The organism is Marinospirillum sp. (assembly GCF_014859565.1).
The window spans coordinates 1-15061 of the sequence record NZ_JACUUA010000071.1; the positions used below are offsets into that span (position 1 = coordinate 1).

15 protein-coding genes, 1 tRNA gene and 1 pseudogene are annotated in these 15061 nt (G+C 52.1%); 5 read left to right on the plus strand and 12 right to left on the minus strand.

The window, feature by feature from the left end; genetic code table 11:
• Nucleotides 1–78: 78 nt before the first annotated feature.
• Both cysQ and nudE read right to left on the minus strand, forming a co-directional pair.
• Nucleotides 79–924, minus strand: a complete 846-nt coding sequence (cysQ, locus tag IBX50_RS10380) for a 3'(2'),5'-bisphosphate nucleotidase CysQ (protein WP_292255645.1) — start codon at nucleotides 922–924, stop codon at nucleotides 79–81.
• Nucleotides 917–1474, minus strand: coding sequence for an ADP compounds hydrolase NudE (gene nudE / locus IBX50_RS10385; RefSeq protein WP_292255646.1), 558 nt, complete (start codon nucleotides 1472–1474; stop codon nucleotides 917–919). The genes cysQ and nudE overlap by 8 nt, the downstream gene beginning before the upstream one ends.
• A gap of 164 nt (nucleotides 1475–1638) precedes the next feature.
• Between nudE and yrfG the strand changes: the two genes are divergently transcribed.
• The 4 genes from yrfG (at nucleotide 1639) to IBX50_RS10405 (ending at nucleotide 4034) form a co-directional block, all read left to right on the plus strand.
• Nucleotides 1639–2301 (plus strand): GMP/IMP nucleotidase, encoded by a 663-nt coding sequence (yrfG, locus tag IBX50_RS10390; RefSeq protein WP_292255648.1) that lies wholly within the window; start codon nucleotides 1639–1641, stop codon nucleotides 2299–2301.
• Nucleotides 2298–2699 (plus strand): S4 domain-containing protein, encoded by a 402-nt coding sequence (locus tag IBX50_RS10395; RefSeq protein WP_292255650.1) that lies wholly within the window; start codon nucleotides 2298–2300, stop codon nucleotides 2697–2699. Before yrfG ends, IBX50_RS10395 begins: the two co-directional genes overlap by 4 nt.
• A 3-nt stretch (nucleotides 2700–2702) precedes the next feature.
• Nucleotides 2703–3611, plus strand: a complete 909-nt coding sequence (gene hslO / locus IBX50_RS10400; protein WP_292255651.1) for an Hsp33 family molecular chaperone HslO — start codon at nucleotides 2703–2705, stop codon at nucleotides 3609–3611.
• Nucleotides 3612–3957: 346 nt separating this feature from the next.
• Nucleotides 3958–4034: transfer RNA gene (locus IBX50_RS10405), tRNA-Met, on the plus strand.
• A 76-nt stretch (nucleotides 4035–4110) separates the two neighbouring features.
• On the opposite strand, the gene gloA is transcribed toward IBX50_RS10405, so the two are convergent.
• Genes gloA through IBX50_RS10425 form a run of 4 tightly spaced genes read right to left on the minus strand, consistent with a single transcriptional unit; the run spans nucleotide 4111 to nucleotide 7824 of the window.
• Entirely contained in the window at nucleotides 4111–4518 is a 408-nt protein-coding gene (gene gloA, locus IBX50_RS10410; RefSeq protein WP_292255653.1) for a lactoylglutathione lyase, read from the minus strand.
• Complete coding sequence (locus IBX50_RS10415) at nucleotides 4515–5711, minus strand: cation diffusion facilitator family transporter (RefSeq protein WP_292255655.1); 1197 nt, start codon at nucleotides 5709–5711, stop codon at nucleotides 4515–4517. Before IBX50_RS10415 ends, gloA begins: the two co-directional genes overlap by 4 nt.
• Before the next feature lie 11 nt (nucleotides 5712–5722).
• Entirely contained in the window at nucleotides 5723–6883 is a 1161-nt protein-coding gene (locus tag IBX50_RS10420; RefSeq protein ID WP_292255656.1) for a 1-acyl-sn-glycerol-3-phosphate acyltransferase, read from the minus strand.
• A gap of 14 nt (nucleotides 6884–6897) precedes the next feature.
• Complete coding sequence (locus IBX50_RS10425; RefSeq protein WP_292255657.1) at nucleotides 6898–7824, minus strand: recombination-associated protein RdgC; 927 nt, start codon at nucleotides 7822–7824, stop codon at nucleotides 6898–6900.
• A gap of 96 nt (nucleotides 7825–7920) precedes the next feature.
• Here IBX50_RS10425 and IBX50_RS10430 point away from each other — a divergent pair, with 96 nt between their 5' ends.
• Nucleotides 7921–8109: a hypothetical protein gene (locus tag IBX50_RS10430; RefSeq protein WP_292255668.1), complete on the plus strand. Its 189-nt coding sequence runs from the start codon at nucleotides 7921–7923 to the stop codon at nucleotides 8107–8109.
• 125 nt (nucleotides 8110–8234) lie between these two features.
• On the opposite strand, the gene IBX50_RS10435 is transcribed toward IBX50_RS10430, so the two are convergent.
• The 6 genes and pseudogenes from IBX50_RS10435 to IBX50_RS10460 form a co-directional block, all read right to left on the minus strand.
• Entirely contained in the window at nucleotides 8235–9830 is a 1596-nt protein-coding gene (locus IBX50_RS10435; RefSeq protein ID WP_292255659.1) for an isocitrate lyase, read from the minus strand.
• Between the two features lie 163 nt (nucleotides 9831–9993).
• Entirely contained in the window at nucleotides 9994–10980 is a 987-nt protein-coding gene (locus IBX50_RS10440; RefSeq protein ID WP_292255660.1) for a GNAT family N-acetyltransferase, read from the minus strand.
• 47 nt (nucleotides 10981–11027) lie between these two features.
• On the minus strand, nucleotides 11028–12245 hold the full coding sequence (locus IBX50_RS10445) for a cupin domain-containing protein (RefSeq protein WP_292255662.1): 1218 nt from the start codon (nucleotides 12243–12245) through the stop codon (nucleotides 11028–11030).
• 1 nt (nucleotide 12246) lies between these two features.
• On the minus strand, nucleotides 12247–13623 hold the full coding sequence (gene purB / locus IBX50_RS10450) for an adenylosuccinate lyase (RefSeq protein WP_292255664.1): 1377 nt from the start codon (nucleotides 13621–13623) through the stop codon (nucleotides 12247–12249).
• A 56-nt stretch (nucleotides 13624–13679) separates the two neighbouring features.
• A complete protein-coding gene (gene hflD, locus IBX50_RS10455) occupies nucleotides 13680–14303 on the minus strand; it encodes a high frequency lysogenization protein HflD (protein WP_292255666.1) in 624 nt (207 codons plus the stop codon).
• Nucleotides 14304–14399: 96 nt separating this feature from the next.
• Nucleotides 14400–15061 (minus strand): annotated as a pseudogene (locus IBX50_RS10460) (HNH endonuclease); the annotation flags it as partial.

The following is a 15061-nucleotide window of genomic DNA, read 5'->3' on the forward strand; positions in this document are numbered from 1 at the left end:
GATCCCAAACTGCCTGCTCGTTACCCCAAGTTCAAACGCAAACACGGCAGGCAGTTGATGCGGTTCTCAGGCTGCTTTTCAAGCCTGCGGTCGTTTGGTCACCAAGGGCGCTAGCCACTCCGGCCAGGGATGATTCAGATCGCCCACCACCATAAAATGAGGATTTTCCAGCTCAGAACGCTGATTATACACCAAAGGCCGGAAAGTCCAGTCCAGCACTCGACCTCCGGCACCCTCCACCACGGCCTGAGCCGCTGCGGTATCCCACTCACTGGTAGGTGCCAGGCGCGGGTAAAAATCTGCTTTACCTTCCGCGATACGACAGAATTTAAGTGAGCTACCCAGCCCCACACAATTCACCTGCGCTCCGGCATCCTGCAAGGCCTGTAATAGAGGTTGCAGCTGTTCATTGCCATGGCGCTGGCTGGCAACCAGATCCACAGCAGGCCAGGCCAGTGGACGCACCTTGATAACACTGGACTCACCCTGCCGAGGTTGGAGGAAACTGCCAAATCGGCGACCGCCATAATAAGTGAGACCACTAACTGGCAAATGCACCATACCAAACACCGGCTGCCCGTGTTCAATCAGTGCAATATTGACTGTGAACTCTCCATTACGCGCCAGAAACTCTTTGGTTCCATCCAATGGATCCACCAACCAGTAACGTGCCCACTGCCTGCGTGTTGCCCAGGAAATATCTGCTTCCTCTTCTGACAGCACTGGTAAGCGTGGCACCAGATGATTCAACGCATCAGTGATAATTTTATGAGCTGCAAGGTCTGCTGCCGTAACAGGAGAAGCATCCTGCTTGTGATTGGCATCCCATAACTCTGGACGCACATAAATACGCATGATGGCTTCACCAGCGGCATAACAGATACGTCCTAGCTCACGCGCCAACTTGGCAGGCTGATCAAGCACCTTCCTGCTCCTGCAATAATCTTTCGCGGGTTATAAACAACGCAGCAACTGATCGCCCTTCATGGAAGTCATCCCTGTTGATCAATTCGTTCAATTGAGACATCGGATGCAGGTGAACCTCCAGCGGCTCAGGCTCATCACCCTCCAGCTTGCAGGCATATAGATCCCGCGCCAACACTACATGCATCTTGTGCCCCATATAGTTGGGTGCCAGTGAAAGCTGGGTCAGCGGCTCTAGCCTGGAGGCGCCATAACCCGTTTCTTCCATCAGCTCCCGATTAGCTGCCGCCAGAATATCTTCACCTGGCTCAACCAGACCTTTGGGCAGTGTCAGGCAATAATCATGGAAGCCACCGGCATACTCACGGATCAGCACCACCTCGCTGTCATCATTTACAGCAACCACCATGACCGCACCCGGCCCCTGACTGACCAGCCGCTCATAAGTACGCAACTCGCCATTATCAAATCGGAGATGCAGCTCTTCAACCTTGAACAGGCGACTTTCTGCCACTATTTTGCGTTGCAGTATGCTGGGGCGTACGGGCATATTTAAGACCACTCCTCAGTCGATGGTGATGGCAGCTTCTTGAAGCAGGTACTTTCCTGCTACACTATTCAGTTATCTTTTATAATCAAGGGCTGGCAAGGGGTATTCACCCGATCCATTTTATCAGTAATTGCCGTAACCCGCCTGCTCATAAAGGTTCAAGCATGATTGACTGGAAACGCATCAACACTGTGCTGCTGGATATGGATGGTACTCTGCTGGATCTGCACTTTGACAGCCATTTCTGGCTGGAACATCTGCCGCGCCGTTATGCCGAGTTACACAAGCTGGATCAGGCTCAGGTTCGTACAGAGCTTATACCACAAATCATGGCGGAAAAAGGTCAGCTGAATTGGTACAGTCTGGATTACTGGAGCGAACGCTTTAATGTGGACATCGTTGCACTCAAGCGTGAGATTCAACACCTGATCGGTTTTCGTGTTGATGCCCTGGATTTTCTGCAGTGGCTCAAAACCGCCCACCCACGTGTGATTCTGGCGACCAACGCCGATCGAAAAAGTCTGGATCTCAAATTAACACTCACTGGGCTGGATGAATATGTCGACCGGATCTTCAGCTCAGCCGACGTTGGCATTCCCAAGGAACAACAGGGTTACTGGCAAGCTTTAATGGACATAGAGCCTTTTGATCCCGCCACCACCCTGTTGATTGATGACAACGAAGAAGTGCTGGCCTCAGCCAGAGAATTTGGTATTGCCCAGCTAATCACCATTAATCAGCCCGACAGCCAGAGTCCACTACGCCAGATGACCGAGTTTCCAGCAGTAAATCGTTTTGCCGAATTACAACCGGTCAACAAACCATGAGCAGCACAACGTCAGAGAGTGACATTCGGTTGGATAAATGGTTATGGGCGGCGCGTTTTTTCAAGACCCGCAACCTCGCCAAAACCGCCATTGAAACCGGAAAAGTCCGCTATAATGGCCAGCGTCCCAAAGTCAGTCGCCCTGTTGAAGTCGGCGCACTGCTTGAAATCACCCAGGGCTGGGATATTAAAGAGGTTGAAGTGCTGGCTCTCTCGGCACAACGAGGCCCGGCTTCTCAGGCACAAATGTTATACCGTGAAACATCCGAAAGCTGTAAACGCCGCGAGGCAGAAAGCGAAAAACGCCGTCTGAATGGCAGCAACCTGCTGGCACCCGAGCACCGTCCCGACAAAAAATCACGCCGACAGATACACCGCTTCAAGCGACAGGAAAACTGAAACATGACTCAAGAATCCACCCAGCTACCGGATCAGGTGCAGCGCTTTTTATTTGATCACACTGCCGTACGCGGTGAACTGGTACAACTGCACCAGAGTTATCAGGATGTATTACAGCGCCACGACTACCCGGCAGCCATCGAACAACAGCTAGGGCAGATGCTTGCCGCGGCCGCTCTTTTGACCGCCACCGTAAAATTGGATGGCACCCTGACTCTCGAAGCACGTGGGCAAGGTGACGTCAGCCTGCTGATGGCTGAATGCAACACCGGCAAACAAGGTGGTGATCAGCTGCGAGCCATTGCACGTTATAAAGGCGAACCTCTTGGCCAAAACCTGCAAGACCTGTTGAACGGTGGTCAGCTGGTCATCACTCTCGACCCCTATCAGGGACAGCGTTATCAGGGCATTGTTGCACTTGATCAGCCCAGCCTGGCCGCTTGCCTGGAAGGCTACTTCACCAGCTCTGAACAGCTGCCAACACGCATCTGGCTGGATGCAGATCGCCTGGCTGCAGGCGGACTACTACTGCAACAACTACCGGATGACAGCCATAATAAGGATAAAGATGCCTGGAACCGGATCAGCCAACTGTGTAGCACCATCACCAGCGAAGAACTGCTGCATCTTGACCAATATCAGCTGCTGCACCGATTATTTCACGAAGAAACCCTGCGTGTATTCCCTCCGTACCAGCTTAGTTTTGGCTGCACCTGCTCCCGTGAGCGCATTGCTGATGCCCTGGCCAGCCTAGGAGAAAGTGAACTGCAGCAGGTTCTGGAGGAACAAGGTGCGATCAGCACCCAGTGCCATTTTTGTAATACTCACTATTCTTTTTCGGCACAGGATCTGACAGAAATAATCAACAGCAACAAGGATTCTGACCGACCTGCTGATTCACGCCTGCACTAAGCGATGAATGCCAACCAGATTGACTGTGCCGCGAGCCACCCATAGGTCATACATATCTTGCATCGCCAACCAGCCGTTTCCGCTCGGCTTGTCGTGAAAAGCCCACCGGGGTTCGGATGCCCCATACATTAATGACAGACAGCGCTTACCCTCGACAGTGTCGTCGATCCTATCAAGGGGCTACGGGATATCTCTTTTCACGATAGCGCATAACGTACTGTTTTTTTGAAGCATCTATCTCAAAGGCGGAAATTGCTGAGGACAAAACAGCAGGCTTGACAGCAGTGGCTGTCAAGCCTAGAATTCCGCTCACTTTTGCTGCTCAGGCAGCAGCTGCAAGAAAAATGGCTATGTAGCTCAGTTGGTTAGAGCACATCACTCATAATGATGGGGTCCCCTGTTCGAGTCAGGGCATAGCCACCAGTTTTAATGCGAAAAGCGTGCGACCTCTGTGTTGCACCATGGCTTACTCCTGCATGGTATCCTTGCCTGCTTGTTGTCACCCTTCCAATCCCTTCCCCGCGCCCTTGCTAGCGATCAGTTCGATTTTGTAGCCATCCGGGTCTTGTACAAAGGCGATTTCGGTGCTGCCGCCCAGTACTGGACCGGGTTCGCGGGTGATGCTGGCTCCTGCTGCGCGGAGTTTGTCACAGGTGCTGTAGATGTCATCCACGGCTAGGGCGATGTGGCCGTAACCAGTGCCGAGGTCGTATTCACTGGTGTCCCAGTTGTGGGTCAGTTCAATGACCGCCTGTTCGGATTCCGAGCCGTAACCAACAAAGGCAAGGGTGTAGCGGTATTCTTCATTTTTGCTGGTGCGCAGCAGTTTCATGCCCATCACTTGGGTGTAAAACTGTAGGGAGCGATCCAGGTCGCCGACACGCAGCATGGTATGAAGTAATCTCATAGGGTTTCCTCGTGTGTGTTCTGGGTGGCAGGTGTCACTGAGTTTTTCCCGATCCAGACTCTGACTTGTCTTAACCAGTGAAGGTCCTGTGCCCTGTTCAGCAGGCGCTGTTCCAGCAATTCAATGTTGTTGCTGTTGACCTGTTCAGCAGAGTAAAACAGATCAACATCAATGCCCAGATCCAGATAATGCAGGGTGGTGTGGTGCGGGCGCTCGTAATCTTCATCCCCCCCCCAGCGCTGGTGCAGCTGTGCCAGTACATCGGGGCGCAGAGGTAACATGTTTGCCGGATCGGGATTATCGGTTTCAGCATCATCTTCCGGGTCGATGTGGAAGGTGACATCAGAAATATGATCAAACTCATCACGCAGACGCCGCGCCACCCAGACCCCAATTTCGTGGCCTTCAGAAACACTGACATGCGGAGCCACTTGCAGGTGAATATCCAGCAGGCTGCGACTACCCATGGTGCGGGTGCGCAGGTGATGAACATCCCGGACACCATCCACACTCTGAGCTACGGCGCGGATTTTTTGTGTTTCTTCCGGTGGCAGGGCGGTATCCACCAGCTCTTTTAAGCTGTCCCAGATGAGTTTGATGCCCACCCTAGCGACCATCAGGCCAACAATCACTGCAGCCAGCTGATCCAACCAGGCATAACCCAGCAGTGCACCACCCACAGCCACAAACACCACTATGGATGAAAGGGAGTCGGTGCGGTGGTGCCAGGCGTTGGCTTTTAGCAGTTTGGAGTTGATTTTGTTGGCGATGCGCAGGGTGTAGTAATAAATCCATTCTTTGCTGAGAATCGACAGGGCAGCAACCAGCAGTGCTATGGCACCGGGAACAACCAGATCACCGGGACTGAGTAACCGGTTGATGCTGTCCCACACCAGTGCACCGGCTACAGCAATAAGGATGGCACCCAGCAGCAGGGTTGCCAGGGTTTCGTAACGATCATGGCCGTAGGGATGGTCTTTATCAGCCTTCTGGCGACCAAAGTGGGTAGCACCCAGTACCAGCACATCACTGAGCAGATCTGAAAGAGAGTGAATGCCGTCAGCAATCAGGGCATTGGAGTTGGCCCAGAAGCCGACCAAAATTTTGGCGGCGGCATTCAGGGCATTCACCACCATGCCGATTAGGGTGACCTTGTGAGCGGCTCGGGTTTCAGTCTCATGATTGCGGGACATACGGTTTTACCTTATTTAATCCGACCCAGATAGTTTTTTACCGGATTGGCATACATGACCAGCCACTGTGCCTGATATTCCTCCGGGCAGGCCGCCAGGCGTTCATTAAAGGCAGCACGCACGTTGGTATCAAACGATGGAATGGCAAAGTCTCCGGTTTCGTTGAGTGCATCCAGTGCCAGATAGTTACTGGGGAACAGGCGATACAGGCGACGGATCTGTTCATCCACGGCTCCTGCCACGGCAGCTGCATCGGCAAAATCCCCCGTCAGTGGCTGACCAAAAGCTACATGCACGCGCCCCTTAAATCCGGCAATACCCTGGGCAATGCTGCTAATGTCTTCAAACTCGCCCTTAGCATAGTGGCCTTCCTGCTGTTTTTGCACGATTTCGTGGGATTTTTGCACATCCAGCGGGTCGTATTCGTAACTTAAGGCCACCGGCACAATATTCAGGTCACGGATGCTGTCGGCAAAACTTTTGCCGGTTTTTTTCTCGGCCATATAAAACATTTTAATGATGGCCGGATCAGTGCGGTCGATGCCATCTTTGGCGCGACCTTCTTTCTGGGCAATCCAGATCGACTGGTGTTCTTCTTTTAAACTGTGATGGATGTATTGTGACAGCAGGTTAAAGGCCGCCATCATCTGGCGTACACCCTTGACGGAGCGCTGCACAATAAAGCTTTTGTTCAGGCGCATCAGATCGTTGACGTAGCCTTTTTTCAGCAGGTTATCACCAATGGCAATGCGTACTGTGTCCATGCCGTTGACATGCAGAGCATAGTTCACAAACGCCGGATCCATGGCAATGTCACGGTGGTTGCTGATGAACAGGTAGTTTTTATCCCGCTCCAGATGCTCCAGCCCATCCACGGTTAAACCCTTGGTGGTGGTGGCAATCATACGCGCCATGTAGGCTTCCACATACAGCTGCAAATCACGGATGGAATAGATTCGGGCAACCCGCTTGGCAACAGCGCGGCTGATGATCCAACGCAGCAAAGGTGCCAGAAAAGAATCCGTCAGGGTCGGGAATTTAAAACGCAGCAGTGTATTCAGCAGCTCGGTATCACCACTCAAACGATCCAGCACTTCACGAACTTCTTCGTCTCGGTAGGGCCGGATGGCATCAAAAGCCTCAGGCGAGGCATTCATTAAATGGGTTTCCATTGCTCAAACAAACCTCAGGGTTTTTGTTGGTCTTGTTGCAGGTTGTCGCTGAGCCCTTCGTGAACCTCCACCAGCCGGTCGGCCAGGGCGCTCAGGGTGTTGCTCATCAGGATAAATTCGGCATCCAGGGCAATCAGCGGGTCCTGATCCGGGTTCACATCAGCGGCTTCTTCCAGCAGTTGATCAGCAAAACTCAGGGTTTTGATCATCAGGCTGTCGGTCAGGGTGAAGCTTAGCTGCTCTTGCCAGCTAAGGCGTAACTGGGTGATGCGTTTTCCGGCCTGTAACAGTTGCTGAATTTCATCACTGCTCAGATCCTGACCCTTGCAGCGCATCACCGCTTTGTCGTCTTCTGCATCACGCAGTTCACAACTGTCCAGCAGCTCAAAATCTTTGGGGGGTTGGTTTTCCACCCACTGGGTCATCACCTGTACCGGATTCAACTGGGTATTCAATGGCACCACCGGCAGGCTACCCAGCCCTTCACGCAACAGGTTTAATGCCAGTTCGGCCTGTTTGTCGGTGGTGGTGTCCATCATGATGCGGTTGTTGTTGCCATCCAGCCACACCCACAGATAACGCGAGCGGGTAAAGGCCTTGGGTAGCAGGGTCAGGCGCATTTCATCCGCCAGGTTCTGGCGTTCCTTGCGACCAATGCGGCGGTTTTCTGCGGCTTCCAGTGCATCCACCTGCTCTTGCAGTTGTTCACGAACTACGCTGGATGGCAGGATTTTTTCTTCGATTTTCAGCTTCAGCAGCCAGTGATCACCCTGGCTGTGTACCAGCAGTTTGCCGGCGGATGGAGAAACCCAGCCAGCCGTGCTTTCTTCCTGACTGGTGCAGGAACGGAAGGGTTTGATGGCAAGGGCTTTTTCCAGAGACTCGCTGTTCCAGGGCTGTTGCGTGCGTGCCTGATAAATGCGTAAGGCTTTAAACCACATTAAAAAAATCCTTCCAGTCAGTGAGCCGGGTATTATCCCTGATCCTGAAGTGGGAAGCCATACAAAGCAAGGCACCTATCAGGGCAATTGGGCTTAATGGTGGGTGCCAAATCAAATGAAATCACGGCGATTCCCAAGCTGTTAAAGCTGTTAAAGCTGTTAAAGCTGTTAAAGCTGCTGAATCTGGAGGGTGCCATCGTGACCATTGACGCCATGGGCTGCCAGAAGGAGATTGCCGGGCAGATTGTTGAGCGCCAAGGTGAGTGTAAAAACAAAGCGAGCTAAAGCAGGTTGGGACAAGGACTATCTGCTCAAGCTACTGGGCATCAATTAAGCCTGATTGCCCTGCCTTTTTATCAGGATGGCTCTGACCGCATACCAGGATGAGTCAGAGCACGTCCCTTGTCAGCTTAGCCGAACTGGTTGGAGGTGTTTTTGGCACCACCGGCTTTTAGAGCGGCTTCACCCGCGTAGTATTCCTTGTGATCATCACCAATGTCGGAACCGGACATGTTCTGGTGTTTCACACAGGCGATACCCTGACGGATTTCTTTACGCTGTACGCCTTCGACGTAGCCCAGCATACCGGCTTCACCGAAGTACTCTTTTGCCAGGTTGTCTACAGACAGGGCAGTAGTGTGGTAAGTCGGCAGTGTAATCAGGTGGTGGAACACGTTGGCTTCACGTGAACAATCCGCCTGGAAAGTACGTACACGCGCATCCGCTTCTGCAGACAGTTCGGTAGCATCGTACTTGGCATTCATCAGATCAGCACGGTCATAGGCAGCAACATCTTTGCCCTGCTCAACCCAGGTATCAAACACCTGCTGACGGAAGTTCAGCGTCCAGTTGAAAGAAGGTGAGTTGTTGTAAACCAGTTTTGCGTCTGGATGTACTTTACGCACTTCGTTCATCATATCGCGGATTTCGTGAACGGTCGGAACAGCTGTTTCGATCCACAGCAGGTCAGCACCGGCATTAATTGCTTCAACACAGTCAAATACACAACGCTCGTGACCAGTGCCTTCACGGAACTGATACAGACCAGAAGCCAGACGCTTCGGACGCACCAGCTGACCATCACGGCTGATCAGAACATCACCTGGATTGGTGTCTTCAGGAGCCACAACCTCAACATCCAGGTAGGAGTTGTAGATGTCGCCTTGATCGCCTGGCTCACGTACAACAGCGATTTCTTTGGTCAGACCGGCACCTTCAGAGTCGGTACGGGCAACAATCACACCATCATCAACACCCAGCTCCAGGAAAGCGTAACGCAGGGCACGCAGTTTGGCGTGGAAGTCATTGTGAGGAACGGTGACTTTACCGTCCTGGTGACCACACTGCTTTTCGTCAGCGACCTGGTTTTCGATCTGCAGGCAGCAAGCGCCGGCTTCGATCATTTTCTTGGCCAGCAGGTAGGTGGCTTCTGCGTTCCCAAAACCGGCATCAATGTCGGCAATAATTGGCACTACGTGGGTCTGGTGGTTGTTGATTTGATTTTGAATTTCAGCTTCTTTAGCGGCATCACCCGCTTCACGGGCTTTGTCCAACTCGCGGAACAGGCCGCCCAGCTCACGGGCATCTGCCTGGCGCAGGAATTTGTAGAGCTCTTCAACCAGATCAGCAACCACAGTTTTTTCGTGCATGGACTGGTCTGGCAGTGGACCGAACTCAGAACGCAGGGCTGCAACCATCCAGCCAGACAGGTAGAGGTACTTGCGCTCGGTAGTGCCAAAATGCTTCTTGATGGAAATCAGCTTCTGCTGGCCGACAAAACCGTGCCAGCAACCCAGTGACTGGGTGTATTTGGTTTTGTCCTTGTCGAACTCAGCCATGTCGCGGCGCATGATGCCAGCGGTGTAACGCGCAATATCCAGACCGGTCTTGAATTTGTTCTGAGCACGCATACGTGCAACGTATTCAGGGTTGATCGCATCCCAGGCAGAACCGTTCTTTGCCTTCAGTGTTGCGACTGTATCAATGTCTTTCTGGTAAGTTGACATGCTTTTTCCTCTACAAAACAACTGCTGGTTTATTGGCCGCCACGCTTAACTTGTGTGGTTGCCAAGCGTTTGGTGCGGTGCATCATGCCCCAGCAAGGATTGATATACAAATAGGCATTAGTCGGGGGATTTTGGTTGTAATATGACTACACGGATAATAAAACTACAAACTCTGGGTTTGCAGTGATTTTACCGTTTCTGACTTTTGCCAGTTTAATTTAAAGACCTGTGCAATACGGTAAGCTTCCCGATGTTCTGCAGTATACAGCTCGGCACAGAGTTCCTGATGGTGAGGCCACCACAATAAGTGGCGTTCATCAATCAGCATAAAAGCCTGTTGTGCAGGTCGGTAGAGGGGGTGTGACTGACGGATTTCAATATGACTGGGTGCACGTTGATGAAGTTTTAACAGTGCACCGCCTTGACGAGAAAACTGGCGAGTCTCGCCCAGCAGCCATTGCACCTTGCTGTGCTGGTGCCTTCTACCCAGCGCCAGCAGGGGATTAAGGGCTGCTTCATCAAACCATTTATCCATATAAGCTGGTGTTTCCAGCGCAAAACTGCGTCTTGCCTGCTGAATTAATACTCGGATACAGAGCTGCAGTTGCTGGTGTCCATGAATACGAAGTTGCTGAGTATTCTCTAGTGCATCAAGTAACTCTTCTTCGGTCACTTCACTGTCTTGCTGGAGATCATTACCCAGCTGCATCTCCATGGGCAAGTGAGGAATACTGACTTCCATGTACTCTTCACCCGCTACCTTGAATCCCAGTTTCAGATAAAAACTCAGGGCTGAGATCTGGGCATTCAGTGTCACTCTTTTTAAACCTGAGCGACGGCAGTGTTCCAGCACTCGCTGCATGATTTTTTTACCCAAACCCTTACCACGCACGGCTTTTAATACTGCCAGCCGTCCAATACTGCCCTGGCTGGTCAGGCGGGCAGTAGCAACTGGTCGGTCATTCAGCAGCAGCAGGAAGTGTTCACTGAGTGCATCTTCCGCATCCCACTCTTCGTCGGACGGAATTTGCTGTTCTTCAATGAAGACCTTCTGACGCACCCGCTTGCTGTCATCCCCAAGCTGATCCCAGCCACCCTGACGGGCACTTAGGCGTAGTCCTTTATTCTGGCTGGTATCACTTGTGCTCATACTGCGTCATCCTGAGTGCTGGGTTAGGTTTGACTGCTGCTGGTGTTTTAATGCAAGGGTTGTTCGTCTCCAGCATCCTCGTCCAGCAGGTAGATACTGCCCTGATTGATCAGATGCAGCAGTAATGTTGCGGACTCGGAGTTATGTAAAGCTAGTTTAATGAATTGTGTGTCAAAGGTGAACCGTCGGCACAGATCTTCAATCCAAGGTTGTAGAGATGCAGAGTAGAACCAGGCTTCACCGTCAGCAAATAACCACTGACCTTCTGCTGCAGAGCGGAAGGCCAGACGACTGCCTTCACTGACGGCCAGCAGGTTTTCTGTTGCTTCAGCGTATTCAATCAGCTCGTTGAGAGTGGCTGTTGTCCAGTCTGTATCCTGAGGAATCAACTGGTCTGCGTATTTGGTTTGTGTCATGGCACGACCAAACCATTCACTCAGTGCAGCAGGGCTGTTGATCACCTGTTGCAACAGCTTTTGCAGGCGCTCCAGAGCAGCATCATCAATTTCTGCGGTATGGCGCGGCAGGGTTAGATCGGCATCGGTGTAACGCTGGTCTTCTCTCAAGCGTTCACCAATAAAATCAGCGGCACCACAAAGGGCTTCTTCGGCACTCAAGGCACGGAAACCCACCGACCAGGTGGTGCAATCCTCACTTAGTGATGTGCCCCAGTGCGCCAGCTGAGGTGGTAAATACAATAGATCACCCGGCTCCAGCACCCAGTCCTGTTCTGGATTGGCTTGGAAGTCCGTCAGGATTTTCAGGCGTGTATTTGGCAGTAATGGGGTGGATTCATCACAAAATTGCCCCAGTCGCCAGCGGCGCTGGCCGGATGCCTGGAGTAAAAAAACATCATAATAGTCAATATGCGGGCCAACACTGCCGCCGATCGGTGCATAACTGATCATCACATCATCCATCCGCCAACGTGGCAGGAAGTCAAAGTGCTGCAACACAGCGCCAACTTCAGGTAATAAATGATCCACCGCCTGTACCAACAGCGTCCAGTTTTCTTCCGGCAGGGTTTCAAAAAAACTTTCTTCGAATGGGCCGTTAAAGGCCTGCCAGGGACCATCCGATCCCTGCTCCATCACAATTCTGGATTCTACTGTTTCTTCCAGCGCCAGACCGGCCAATTCATCAATATCCAGTGGGGGTATAAAACCGGGCAGGGCCTGACGAATCAGCAGGGGTTTTTTCTGCCAGTAATCGCGCAGAAAGTCTTCACGGCTGATGGAACCCAGAATTGAGAGGGATGTAGTCATGTCAGATGGCCTTCGCCTGAGCAATAGCATTGCCGATGTAATTGGCTGGGGTCAGGGCTTTTAACTCATTTTTGGCTTCATCAGGAATCGCCAGGGAGTCAATGAACTCAATCATGCCCTGTTGAGTGATGCTCTTGCCACGGGTCAACTCTTTGAGTTTTTCGTAGGGTTTTTCAATGGCGTAACGGCGCATCACGGTCTGGATGGGTTCAGCCAACACTTCCCAGGCTGCATCCAGATCTGCGGCCATACGAGCAGGATTGGTTTCCAGTTTGGAAATACCCTTCAGGCTGGCCTGATAAGCAATCAGACTGTGACCCAGGCCGACACCCAGATTACGCAGCACGGTGGAATCCGTCAGATCCCGCTGCCAGCGAGAAATGGGCAGTTTGGCGGCTAGATGGTCAAACAGGGCGTTGGCAATACCTAGATTACCCTCGGAGTTTTCAAAGTCGATGGGGTTAACCTTGTGCGGCATGGTGGAAGAACCAATTTCACCGGCCACGGTTTTTTGCTTGAAATAACCCAGTGAAATGTAACCCCACACATCCCGATCAAAGTCGATCAGGATGGTGTTAAAACGGGCAAGGGCATCAAACAACTCAGCAATGTAGTCGTGAGGTTCAATCTGGGTGGTGTAGGGGTTCCAGTTCAGTCCCAGGCTTTTCACAAACACCTCGGCATTGGCCTGCCAGTCAATCCTGGGATAAGCACTCAGGTGAGCGTTGTAGTTGCCCACTGCACCGTTGATTTTGCCCAGCAGCTCCACGGCTTCCACCTGACGGATCTGGCGCTCCAGACGATACACCACGTTAGCCATTTCTTTGCCCAGAGTTGACGGGCTGGCAGTCTGGCCGTGGGTGCGTGACAGCAAGGGCACTTCGGCATTTTTATGCGCCAGATCACGGATGGCATTAGCAACAGCACGCATTTCGGGCAGTAACACCTGCTCCAACCCACCTTTTAACATCAGGCCATGCGACAGGTTGTTGATGTCTTCACTGGTGCAGGCAAAGTGGACAAACTCACTGATGCCAGCCAGTTCTGGTAACACTTCAATACGATCCTTGATGAAGTACTCTACGGCTTTTACATCGTGGTTGGTCACCCGCTCATGGGTTTTGACCGCTTCAGCATCGGCCACAGAAAAGTTGGTCACCAGATCATTCAATAACTGGTTGGCCGCAGCTGAAAGTGCAGGCACTTCACTGATTTCTGGATGTTCTGCCAGACGCTGCAACCAGCGCACTTCGACTTCCACCCGTGCACGGATCAGCCCGTATTCAGAAAAGTGTTCACGCAGGCTGGCCGTTTTGCTGCCGTAGCGGCCATCAACGGGGGACAGGGCGGTTAGTGCGGAAAGTTGGTCAAGGGACATGAGCGGTTCCAGAAAATTGAGGGTATGAATAAAGGATGGATGAAAAGCCAGATAATTTAAAAACCTAATGAATCAAGATCTTGCAGGATTCTTTTACGAGAGAACAATAACTTCCAGCGTTTGCCGCCGGATTGTGACCAGAGCATTGCGGAGCGAATACCGGCCAGCAGCAGGGCGCGAATTTTATCGGCATTACCCTGTTGTTGCAAAACATTGGGATCACCATGAACCTGCACCCGAAACGACAGGGTGCTGAGGGTGTCCTGATACAACCCAGCCAGTGCAGCCAGTACGTTTTCATGGGTGGGTGAAAAATGTTGTGCCTGGGATTTGATGGCATCCAGTCGCTGACCAATGGCTGTCAGCATGGCCGGGTTTTTTGCCAGTTTGGTTTGTAACACCAGCAACGCCATGGCATAACGCAGGACATTGGGATGTACGTCCGTATCTTTGGTAAGGATTTTACGAAGTGCACGGGCACCGGCACGCAGGTTAAAAAAGTCACCACCGTAGATGTCTTCAGTATTTTCCGGATCGGTGATCAGGATGGATTGAATGCTGGTCTCAAAAACCTGTTGATCGACCAAACCACGCTGGGCAACCTCGTGCACCAGTTGCGCGGCCTGAAATACACCAGCCAGCGCAAGGGTCTGACGCATTCCTGAATCTGGATTATTCATCAGATTTTGCGCGAGAAACCCCGTACTTTTAGTGCGGGGAGGAAGAGCGCGGCATCGGCAGAGGCCTTGTTCTCCTATGTTGTTCTCGCTCCTCCTTTAGTTTTGGGTTGAAATCTGGTGATAGCCATAGCCATCACCGCGTTGAATGATTCGACAGTATTTCCAGCCGATGCCCTGAATAATCTGATCAGGCATCTGGATGTTAAAACTGCCGCTTTTCCTGATGGCTACTCGACCCACATGCACGCCAGCTTTCTTGCCGGTGGCAACCTCGGCTTTCACCAGATCACCGGTTTTGAAGCCGTGAATGCTTTTCTCGCGCATCAGGTACCCACGCGGGAAGCCAAAGCGATCCAGTCGGGTGCGCTGGTAGCTGCCTCGCCCTGTGGCTTTTATCTCTAACGTGGGGCACTGCCAGTCGGCCAGTGAGTCCACTACGCCAACACAGGAGGCATCCAGCGCATGAGTCTTTGGAATACCAAGCTGGCTGCGATTGAATTTTGTTTGGCCGCCGGTGCCGGTTTTGACCGATAGGCCGGTTTCCTTTAAGGCATTGAATAGCGCCCAGCGGGTAGCGTTCACCGCAGCGGCATCTTTCAGCGGTATTTTGCATTGTTTCAGCACACGCTCTAACTGCTTATCCGCCGACTTGCCATTCTTCTTCAGGCGTTTTTTCAGGCCTTTGTCCTGCTGGAGAAACACCTCAATCGGCAGGTTATCTTTGGCTTGATTGCAAGGATGGCAAGCCAGGGTCAGGT